This window comes from Streptomyces sp. AcH 505, from assembly GCF_000818175.1.
Lineage (GTDB): Bacteria > Actinomycetota > Actinomycetes > Streptomycetales > Streptomycetaceae > Streptomyces.
The window spans coordinates 4374493-4385120 of record NZ_JTIY01000001.1 but is presented as its reverse complement, the minus strand read 5'-3'; the positions used below and the strand labels follow the sequence as shown (position 1 = coordinate 4385120).

6 protein-coding genes are annotated in these 10628 nt (G+C 70.4%); 1 reads left to right on the top strand and 5 read right to left on the bottom strand.

Annotated elements, in window-relative coordinates; translation table 11 throughout:
• From HY68_RS20060 to HY68_RS20040, 5 genes are all read right to left on the bottom strand, one after another.
• On the bottom strand, positions 1–1486 hold a 1486-nt coding region (locus HY68_RS20060; protein WP_063779663.1), incomplete at its 3' end, for a DEAD/DEAH box helicase.
• A gap of 265 nt (positions 1487–1751) precedes the next feature.
• A complete protein-coding gene (locus tag HY68_RS20055; protein WP_015607926.1) occupies positions 1752–1955 on the bottom strand; it encodes a cold-shock protein in 204 nt (67 codons plus the stop codon).
• A gap of 380 nt (positions 1956–2335) precedes the next feature.
• Positions 2336–3796, bottom strand: coding sequence for a glutamate synthase subunit beta (locus HY68_RS20050; RefSeq protein WP_041990805.1), 1461 nt, complete (start codon positions 3794–3796; stop codon positions 2336–2338).
• On the bottom strand, positions 3789–8348 hold the full coding sequence (gltB, locus tag HY68_RS20045) for a glutamate synthase large subunit (RefSeq protein WP_078863691.1): 4560 nt from the start codon (positions 8346–8348) through the stop codon (positions 3789–3791). The genes HY68_RS20050 and gltB overlap by 8 nt, the downstream gene beginning before the upstream one ends.
• Positions 8349–8714: 366 nt before the next feature.
• Complete coding sequence (locus HY68_RS20040; RefSeq protein ID WP_041990800.1) at positions 8715–9467, bottom strand: VIT1/CCC1 transporter family protein; 753 nt, start codon at positions 9465–9467, stop codon at positions 8715–8717.
• A 182-nt stretch (positions 9468–9649) separates the two neighbouring features.
• Between HY68_RS20040 and HY68_RS20035 the strand changes: the two genes are divergently transcribed.
• Positions 9650–10628, top strand: a 979-nt coding sequence (locus tag HY68_RS20035) for an ADP-ribosylglycohydrolase family protein (protein ID WP_041990799.1), incomplete at its 3' end; no start/stop codon positions are given.

The window sequence follows — 10628 nt, the reverse complement described above, 5'->3', positions numbered from 1 at the left end:
CGGTCGCGCCGGCCCGTGCCGTACCGCCGGAGCCGCCGGACCCGCCCGAGCCGCGTCCCGCGCCACGGGTGCCCGAGCGGGCCGGGCGTGAGGTGCGGGGCTTCTGCTTGCCCTGGACGACGGGCTGCGGCACATCGACGATGACGGCGACCCCGGAGGGCTCCCGCGCGCCGGTGAGCCGGGCCAGCTCCTCGTCGGTCGACTTGATGCTGGCGGACCTGGGGGCGATACCGGCGTCGGACATCAGCCGGCTCATCTCCCTGCGCTGCTCGGGCAGGACCAGCGTAACGACACTGCCGGACTCCCCCGCGCGGGCCGTACGGCCGCCGCGGTGCAGGTAGTCCTTGTGGTCGACGGGCGGATCCACGTTGACGACCAGGTCCAGGTCGTCCACATGGATACCGCGCGCGGCGACGTTCGTCGCGACGAGCGCGGTGACCTGTCCTGTCTTGAACTGGTCGAGGGTGCGGTTGCGCTGCGGCTGGGAACGCCCGCCGTGCAGCCCCGAGGCGCGTACACCGCTGGCCAGCAGCCGCTTCACCAGCCGGTCGACGGACCGCTTGGTGTCGAGGAACAGCAGGACGCGGCCCTCGCGCGCGGCGATGCGCACGGTCACCGCCTTCTTGTCCGTCTCGTCCAGGACGTACAGCAGGTGGTGCTCCATCGTGGTCACCGCACCCTGGGACGGGTCGACGGAGTGCACGACGGGGTCGGTGAGGTACTGCTTCACCAGCCGGTCGATGTTCTTGTCCAGCGTGGCCGAGAACAGCATCCGCTGACCGTCCGGCTGCACCTGCTTGAGCAGCGCGGTGACCTGCGGCATGAAGCCCATGTCGGCCATCTGGTCGGCCTCGTCGAGGACGGTGATGGTCACCTGGTCGAGCCGGCAGTCGCCGCGCTCGATGAGGTCCTTGAGCCGGCCGGGCGTGGCGACGAGCACCTCGGCGCCGCGCCGCAGCTGGCCCGCCTGCTTGGAGATGGAGAGACCGCCGACGACGGTGGCGATCTTCAGGTTCACCGCTGTGGCGTACGGGGTGAGCGCGTCCGTCACCTGCTGCGCCAGCTCGCGGGTGGGGACCAGCACCATCACCAGGGGGGCCTTGGGCTCGGCGCGGCGGCCCGCCGTACGGGCGAGGAGCGCGAGGCCGAAGGCGAGGGTCTTGCCCGAGCCTGTGCGCCCGCGGCCGAGGATGTCACGGCCGGCGATGGCGTTCGGCAGGGTGGCGCCCTGGATGGGGAAAGGTTCCGTCACACCCTGGGCGGTCAGCGTCTTCAGCAGTCCCGCCGGCATGTCCAGCTCGTCGAAAGCCTGGACCGCGGGCAGTGCGGGGGTAAGGGTCTCCGGCAGGGTGAATTCCTGCGGACGGGCGGGGGCGCGGCGGGCGGGAGCTTTCGACACGCCTTTCGCGGCACCCCTGGTACGTGAATTCACCGGGCGCTTGCCTGCTGTTCTTCCAGCACGGTCCTGGCGTTCGGGTCGAGTCATTCGGTAAAGCCTTTCTGGGCCTAGCGCCGTGACCGGCGAGGTGCCTGTCAACAGCGGGTCCGGGGCGTGTGTGCGCTGGCCGGCCGGGAGCCCTCGTGTTTTCCGCGAGCGGTCGGGGACTGATGGCCAAGACGGCGAGCACGCGTGCCGGGGACCGCGACAGGGCGAGTTTCGCCGGGAGCGGGAACGGCACTAGGGACAGCGCGAGCCGGGACCCGCACCGTGCAGGTGCAGGCCCCGGCTTACGAGGTACGCGTCCAGGCAATTAGGCCGGGACGATGTTCTCCGCCTGCGGGCCCTTCTGGCCCTGCGTGACGTCGAACGAGACCTTCTGGCCCTCCTGGAGCTCGCGGAAGCCCTGGGTGGCGATGTTCGAGTAGTGGGCGAAGACGTCGGCGCCGCCGCCGTCCTGCTCAATGAAGCCGAAGCCCTTTTCCGAGTTGAACCACTTCACTGTGCCTGTAGCCATGTCATTCTCCTAAAACAGGTGCAGAGCCGGAAATCCGCACTTTACGAATTCCTCGTCGCCGCATTGAGCCCCATCCGGAGAAAACCGGCAGAAACAACAATGCGCCTGAAGAGGAGAGGTAGCAATCCCGTCAGGCGCACATAAAGTTCATGGGTACCAAAACTGCAACGCAGTCAGCCTAGCATGCCCCGGCGGTGAATGACGGGCGGGGACACGCCGGTGATCCACATCCGTCGTCATCGGTGCGCATCCGTCCACATGCCACGGCGCCTGCCGTCGTCCGGTCGGGGACTGGGGGCAGGCGCCGCGTCTTGCGGAGGGTCCGGAGGACGTCCCCCGGGCCGACACCGCCCGTACGCCTTTGTACGGGACGTCTTGTTTCAGACCATCATCGCGCGGTCCGTGGGCCTGATCGGGGCGTGCAGGTCGCTGGCCCCCGTCAGGTAGCTGTCGACGCCGCGCGCCGCCGAGCGGCCCTCGGCGATGGCCCACACGATCAGGGACTGGCCGCGGCCCGCGTCACCGGCAACGTACACGCCGGGGACGTTGGTCGCGAAGTCGGCGTCCCGCGCGATGTTGCCGCGCCCGTCGAGTTCGAGGCCGAACTGCTCGACGAGTCCGTTGGACTGGTCGGTCCCGGTGAAGCCCATGGCGAGCGTGACCAGCTGCGCGGGGATCTTGCGCTCGGTGCCGCTCCGCGGGTCGAGCTTGCCGTCCTTGAACTGGACCTCGGTGAGGTGCAGGTACTGGACGTTGCCGTCCTCGTCGCCCTCGAAGTGCGTGGTGGAGACGGAGTAGACCCGCTCACCGCCCTCCTCGTGCGCCGAGGTGACCTTGTAGAGCATCGGGAACGTCGGCCACGGCTGGTGGTCGGCGCGCGCGTCGCCGGGCCTGGGCATGATCTCCAGCTGGGTGACGGAGGCCGCGCCCTGGCGGTGGGCGGTGCCGACGCAGTCGGCGCCGGTGTCGCCGCCGCCGATGACCACGACGTGCTTGCCCGCCGCGTTGATCGGGGAGACCGTGAGGTCGCCCTCCTGCACCTTGTTGGACGGCGGCAGGTACTCCATCGCGAAGTGGATGCCGTTCAGCTCCCGGCCCGGGACCGGCAGGTCGCGCGAGACGGTGGCGCCGGCGGCGATGACGACGGCGTCGTACCGCTTGCGCAGCTTCGCGGCGTTCACGTCACGGCCGACCTCGACCTCGGTGCGGAACTTGGTCCCCTCGGCGCGCATCTGCTCGATGCGGCGGTTGATGTGGGACTTCTCCATCTTGAACTCGGGGATGCCGTAGCGCAGCAGTCCGCCGATACGGTCGGCGCGCTCGTACACGGCGACGGTGTGTCCGGCCCTGGTGAGCTGCTGGGCGGCGGCGAGTCCCGCGGGGCCCGAGCCGATGACGGCGACGGTCTTGCCGGACAGCCGCTCGGGGGGCTGTGGGGTGACGTCGCCGCTCTCCCACGCCTTGTCGATGATGGAGACTTCGACGTTCTTGATGGTGACGGCGGGCTGGTTGATGGACAGCACGCACGCCGACTCGCAGGGCGCGGGGCACAGCCGCCCGGTGAACTCGGGGAAGTTGTTGGTGGCGTGCAGCCGTTCTATGGCCGCCTGCCAGTCCTCCCGGTACGCGTAGTCGTTCCACTCGGGGATCAGGTTGCCCAGCGGACAGCCCTGGTGGCAGAACGGGATGCCGCAGTCCATACAGCGCCCGGCCTGCTTGCTGATGATCGGGAGCAGCGAGCCGGGAACGTAGACCTCGTTCCAGTCCTTGACGCGCTCCTCGACCGGGCGGGAGGTGGCGATTTCCCGCCCGGTGGTGAGAAAGCCCTTCGGGTCAGCCATTGGTCGCCGCCTCCATCATCTTCTCGGTGGTCTCGGTCTCGGAGAGTCCGGCCAGCTCGGCGGCGTCCTTGGCGGCGAGCACTGCCTTGTACGTAGTGGGGATGATCTTGCTGAAGCGGGTGACGGCGGTGTCCCAGTCGTCGAGCAGCCGCCCGGCGACGGTGGAGGCCGTCTCCTCCTGGTGGCGGCGTACCGCCTCGTGCAGCCACTGCTTGTCCGCGTCGTCCAGCGGGCCGACGGCCGACAGGTTCCCGGAGTTGACGTTGTCCGGGTCGAGGTCGATGACGTAGGCGATACCGCCGGACATGCCGGCCGCGAAGTTGCGTCCGGTCTCGCCGAGCACGACGGCGTGGCCGCCGGTCATGTACTCGCAGCCGTGGTCACCGACGCCTTCGGCGACCACCGTGGCGCCGGAGTTGCGGACGCAGAACCGCTCGCCTGTCCTGCCGCGCAGGAACAGTTCGCCGCCGGTGGCGCCGTAGGCGATGGTGTTGCCCGCGATGGTCGAGTACTCGGCGAGGTGGTCGGCGCCGCGGTCGGGCCGTACGACGACCCGGCCGCCGGACAGGCCCTTGCCGACGTAGTCGTTGGCGTCGCCTTCGAGCCGCAGGGTCACTCCGTGCGGCAGGAAGGCGCCGAAGGACTGGCCGGCCGAGCCGGTGAAGGTGATGTCGATGGTGTCGTCGGGCAGTCCCGCGCCGCCGAACCTCTTCGTCACCTCGTGGCCCAGCATCGTGCCGACGGTGCGGTTGATGTTGCGGATGGCGATCTGCGCGCGCACCGGCTGGGCCGCCTCGGCGCTCTCGGCGCCCAGGGCGTCGGCGGCGAGCTTGATCAGCTCGTTGTCGAGGGCCTTGCCCAGGCCGTGGTCCTGCTCGGTGGTGCGGTGGCGTGCGGTGCCCTCGCCGAGCAGCGGCACGTGGAAGAGCGGGCGCAGGTCGAGGCCCTGGGCCTTCCAGTGGTTGAGCGCCCGCTCGGTGTCGAGGAGCTCGGCGCGTCCCACGGCCTCTTCGAGGGTGCGGAAGCCCAGCTCGGCGAGGAGTTCGCGGACCTCTTCGGCGATGAACTCGAAGAAGTTGACGATGTACTCGGCCTTGCCGGTGAACCGCTCCCGCAGGACCGGGTTCTGGGTGGCGATGCCGACGGGACAGGTGTCGAGATGACAGACGCGCATCATGACGCAGCCCGAGACGACGAGCGGCGCCGTCGCGAAGCCGAACTCCTCGGCGCCCAGCAGGGCGGCGATGACGACGTCACGGCCGGTCTTGAGCTGGCCGTCGGTCTGCACGACGATGCGGTCGCGCAGCCCGTTGAGCAGCAGCGTCTGCTGGGTCTCGGCGAGGCCCAGCTCCCAGGGGCCGCCCGCGTGCTTGAGCGAGGTGAGCGGTGAGGCGCCCGTGCCGCCGTCGTGGCCCGAGATGAGCACCACGTCGGCGTGTGCCTTGGACACACCGGCGGCGACGGTGCCGACGCCGACCTCGGAGACCAGCTTCACGTGGATGCGGGCCTGCGGGTTGGCGTTCTTCAGGTCGTGGATCAGCTGGGCGAGATCCTCGATGGAGTAGATGTCGTGGTGCGGCGGCGGGGAGATCAGGCCGACGCCCGGGGTGGAGTGCCGGGTCTTGGCGACCCACGGGTAGACCTTGTGTCCGGGCAGCTGACCGCCCTCGCCGGGCTTGGCGCCCTGCGCCATCTTGATCTGGATGTCGTCGGCGTTGACCAGGTATTCGCTGGTGACGCCGAACCGTCCGGAGGCGACCTGCTTGATCGACGAGCGGCGCTTCGGGTCGTACAGCCGGTCGGCGTCCTCGCCGCCCTCGCCGGTGTTGGACTTGCCGCCGAGCTGGTTCATGGCGACGGCCATGGTCTCGTGCGCCTCTTGGGAGATCGAGCCGTACGACATGGCGCCGGTGGAGAAGCGCTTGACGATCTCCGAGACCGGCTCGACCTCGTCGATGGAGATCGGCTCGCGCGCCGAGGCGAAGTTGAACAGGCCGCGCAGCGTCATCAGCCGCTCGGACTGCTCGTTGACCCGGTCGGTGTACTTCTTGAAGATGTCGTAGCGGCGCGAGCGCGCGGCGTGCTGGAGCCGGAAGACCGTCTCGGGGTCGAAGAGGTGCGGCTCGCCCTCGCGGCGCCACTGGTACTCGCCGCCGATGTCGAGCTTGCGGTGGCTCGCGGAGATCCCGGAGGCGGGGTAGCCCTTGGCGTGCCGGGCCGCGACCTCCTGGGCGACGACGTCGAGTCCCGCTCCGCCGATCTTGGTGGTGGTGCCGGAGAAGTACCGCTCGACGAACTCCTCGTCCAGGCCGACGGCCTCGAAGACCTGGGCGCCCCGGTAGGAGGCGACGGTCGAGATGCCCATCTTGGACATGACCTTCAGGACGCCCTTGCCGAGCGCGTAGATCAGGTTGCGGATGGCCTGCTCGGGCTCCAGGCCCTCGATGAACGTGCCGGCGCGCACCAGGTCCTCGACGGACTCCATCGCGAGGTACGGGTTGACGGCGGCGGCGCCGAAGCCGATGAGCAGCGCGACGTGGTGCACCTCGCGCACGTCGCCGGCCTCGACGAGCAGCCCCACCTGGGTGCGCTGCTTGGTGCGGATGAGGTGGTGGTGCACGGCGGCGGTGAGCAGCAGGGACGGGATCGGGGCGTGCTCGGCGTCGGAGTGCCGGTCGGAGAGCACGATGATCCGGGCGCCGGACTCCAGCGCCTCGTCGGTCTCGGCGCAGATCTCGTCGATACGGGCGGCGAGCGTCTCGCCGCCGCCGCTGACGCGGTAGAGACCGGAGAGCGTGGCGGCTTTCATGCCGGGCATGTCGCCGTCCGCGTTTATGTGCACGAGCTTGGCCAGCTCGTCGTTGTCGATCACCGGGAACGGCAGGGTGACGCTGCGGCAGGACGCGGCCGTCGGCTCCAGCAGGTTGCCCTGCGGGCCGAGGGACGAGCGCAGCGAGGTGACCAGCTCTTCCCTGATGGCGTCCAGCGGCGGGTTGGTGACCTGCGCGAACAGCTGGGTGAAGTAGTCGAAGAGCAGCCGGGGGCGGGCGGAGATCGCCGCGATGGGCGAGTCGGTGCCCATGGAGCCGATCGGCTCGGCGCCCGCGCGTGCCATCGGGGCGAGCAGGACGCGCAGCTCTTCCTCGGTGTAGCCGAAGGTCTGCTGGCGGCGGGTGACCGAGGCGTGGGTGTGCACGATGTGCTCGCGCTCGGGCAGGTCCTCCAGCTCGATCTCGCCGGTCGCCAGCCATTCCTCGTACGGCTTCTCGGCGGCGAGGGTCGCCTTGATCTCGTCGTCCTCGATGATGCGGTGCTCGACGGTGTCGACGAGGAACATCCGGCCCGGCTGGAGGCGGCCCTTGCGGACGACCTTGGCGGGGTCGATGTCGAGGACGCCGACCTCGGAGGAGAGGACGACGAGGCCGTCGTCGGTGACCCAGTAGCGTCCCGGGCGCAGCCCGTTGCGGTCGAGCACGGCGCCGACCTGCGTGCCGTCGGTGAAGGTGACGCAGGCGGGGCCGTCCCAGGGCTCCATCATCGTGGCGTGGTACTGGTAGAACGCCCGCCGGGCCGGGTCCATGGAGTCGTGGTTCTCCCACGCCTCGGGGACCATCATCAGCACCGAGTGCGGCAGCGAACGGCCACCGAGGTGGAGCAGTTCCAGGACCTCGTCGAAGGACGCGGAGTCGGAGGCGTCGGGGGTGCAGAGCGGGAAGATCCGCTCCAGCTTCTCGGGGCCGAAGAGGTCGGAGCCCAGCTGGGACTCGCGGGCCTTCATCCAGTTCCGGTTGCCCTTGACCGTGTTGATCTCGCCGTTGTGCGCGACGAAGCGGTACGGGTGGGCGAGCGGCCAGCTCGGGAAGGTGTTGGTGGAGAAGCGGGAGTGGACCAGCGCGATGGCCGTGGCGAACCGGCGGTCGGACAGGTCGGGGAAGAACGGCTCCAGCTGGCCGGTGGTGAGCATGCCCTTGTAGACGATCGTCCGGGCGGAGAGCGAGGGGAAGTACACCCCGGCCTCCCGCTCGGTGCGCTTGCGCAGCAGGAACGCCTTGCGGTCGAGGGCGATGCCGGTGCTCGTGCCGTCGGCGACGAAGAGCTGGCGGAAGACCGGCATCGTCGCGCGGGCGATGGAGCCGAGCATCTGCGGGGCGACGGGGACGTCGCGCCAGCCGAGGACCGTCAGGCCCTCCTCGACGGCGATCGTCTCGATCTGTGAGACGGCGTCCTCGTAGTCGACCGCGGGCAGGAAGGCGATGCCGACGGCGTACGAGCCTGCCTCGGGCAGCTCGAATTCCGTGACCTCGCGGAAGAAGGCGTCCGGCACCTGGAGCAGGATTCCGGCGCCGTCGCCGGAGTCGGGCTCGGAGCCTGTGGCGCCGCGGTGTTCGAGATTGCGCAGTACGGTCAGCGCCTGCTCGACCAGGGCGTGGCCGGCTACACCGGTGAGGGTGGCCACGAACCCGACGCCACAGGCGTCGTGCTCGTTACGGGGGTCGTACATCCCTTGCGGGGCGGGGCGACCGTCCATGGGCGACCAGGCGTGGGAACGCATCGGCTCTCCCGTCGTCGTCGTGGCATATGCAATAACCGAGGGACGACGTTGGCCCTCCAAGAAATTTCGAGCAGGTTACATGATGGGACACTTCTCAGGAAGCGGATAAGTCATTCCAACATGCGGACACCGCATCGCGGTGGAGGTGGCTCAAAGTCTGGACAGATCGTCGTCCGCCCGGGCGCGGGCCTCGTTGCCCGTAGCGCCTACGGGTCATGCCCGGTCATCGCGGAGTCGAAACCGCCGTGTAACAGGTCTGTCCGAGGCGCCTGCCATAGTGTCCCACCCGCACGCCCCGATCGCGCAGGGACGTGCGTCACAGCAGGTCATCGCGGTGTGCGCGGATGCGGGGCGGACGGCGGCGGATCAGACGGCGGCGCCGAACAGCGCCCCGAGCCCGTAGGTCAGCGCGGCGGCGGCCCCGCCGAGCAGAAGCTGCCGCAGCCCGCTGTACCACCAGCTGCGTGCCGTTACGCGGGCGACCAGCGCGCCGCAGGTGAAGAGGCCGACCAGCGCCAGCAGCAGGGCGGGCCACAGCTGGGTCGCGCCCAGCAGGTACGGCAGTACGGGCAGCAGGGCGCCCAGCGCGAACGAACCGAACGACGACACGGCGGCGACGGTCGGTGACGGCAGGTCGTCGGGGTCGACCCCCAGCTCCTCGCGGGCGTGGATCTCCAGGGCCTGCTCGGGGTCGGCTGACAGCTGCTCGGCGACCCGCAGGGCCAGCTCGGGCTCCACCCCGCGCGACTCGTAGAGCGCGGCCAGCTCGGCCAGCTCGTCGTCGGGGTGCCTGCGCAGTTCCGTGCGCTCCACCTCCAGCTCCGCCTGGACCAGCTCGCGCTGCGAGGCCACCGACGTGTACTCCCCCGCGGCCATCGAGAAGGCGCCGGCCGCGAGCCCGGCGAGGCCGGTGATCACGATGGTGTGCCGCGAGACGTCACCGCCGGCGACGCCGGTCATCAGGGCCAGGTTGGAGACGAGCCCGTCCATGGCGCCGAACACGGCGGGGCGGAGCCAGCCGCCGGTCACGTCGCGGTGGGTGTGCTGGTCGTGGTGGGCCGGCTGCGGCGCCTCCTGCGCTGTTCCGCGCGGCGTCGCTTCCGGTTCGGTGACGGTCATGGTTCTGCTCCCCTTCGGCGACGTACACAGCACGGTCGAAAGTACGCACGAAAAACCGTCCCCGCCAGCAAGGAAAGCCTGCCTAACCAGCGGGTTCCGGCCCTGAGCGCGGTCGGGGGCACGGGGAACTCGCCGGGGTCCGCAGCGCCGCGCGACCACCCGCCCCGGTGGACAATTCGGGCATGACGACGCACCCGCCCTCACCGGGGCCCACGCTCGACGACCGGATCGCCGGCTGCCTGATCGGCGCGGCCGTCGGTGACGCGCTCGGCGGTCCCGTCGAGGGCCACACCCCCGAGCAGATCACCGAGCGGCACGGCGGCCCGGTCACCGGCATCGTCGGACCGTGGGACGACGACTGGCGCACGGCCAGGCCCGTCGCGCCCTACCACAAGGGCGACGGACACGTCACGGACGACACCCTGATGACCCACGCGCTGGTCAGGGTCTACGAGACGGTACGGGGCCACCTCGACGCCTACGCGGTCGCCGACCACCTCGTCCCCGAGCTGATGACCACCCCGCGCTGGATCCCGGAGCTGGAGGCCGAGGCACTGCCGCTCCAGCGGATCTTCCTCGCCGAGAAGTGGATCGTGGCCCGGCTGCACTACGGCCATGTCGACCCGCGCGAGGCGGGCAGCGGCAACATCGTCAACTGCGGCGCGGCCATGTACATGGCGCCCGTCGGGCTGGTCAACGCCGCCCATCCGCGGGCCGCGTACGCGGAGGCGCTGGAGGTGGCGGCCCCGCACCAGTCGTCGTACGGGCGCGAGGCGGCCGGGGTGTTCGCGGCTGCCGTCGCCGCCGCGTGTCTGCCGGGCGCGACGCCCGCCACGGTCGTCGAGACCTGTCTGGCGCACGCCAAGGACGGCACCCGCGCCGCGATCGAGGCCGTGTGTGACGTGGCGTCCAGGCACCGGGACGCGGAGTCGGCGGTGCGCGGGCTGCGCGCGGCGGTCGCCCCGTTCGACACGGTGGGCCCCGACTACCGCGCGCCGTCGCTCGGCGCCCGGCGGCCCTCCCGGCTGCACGCGATCGAGGAGCTGCCGGTGGCGCTCGGGATGCTGCTGATCGGCGCGGGCGACTACCGCCGTACGGTCCTCGGCTCGGTCAACTACGGCAGGGACTGCGACTCCATCGCCACGATGAGCGGCGCGCTCG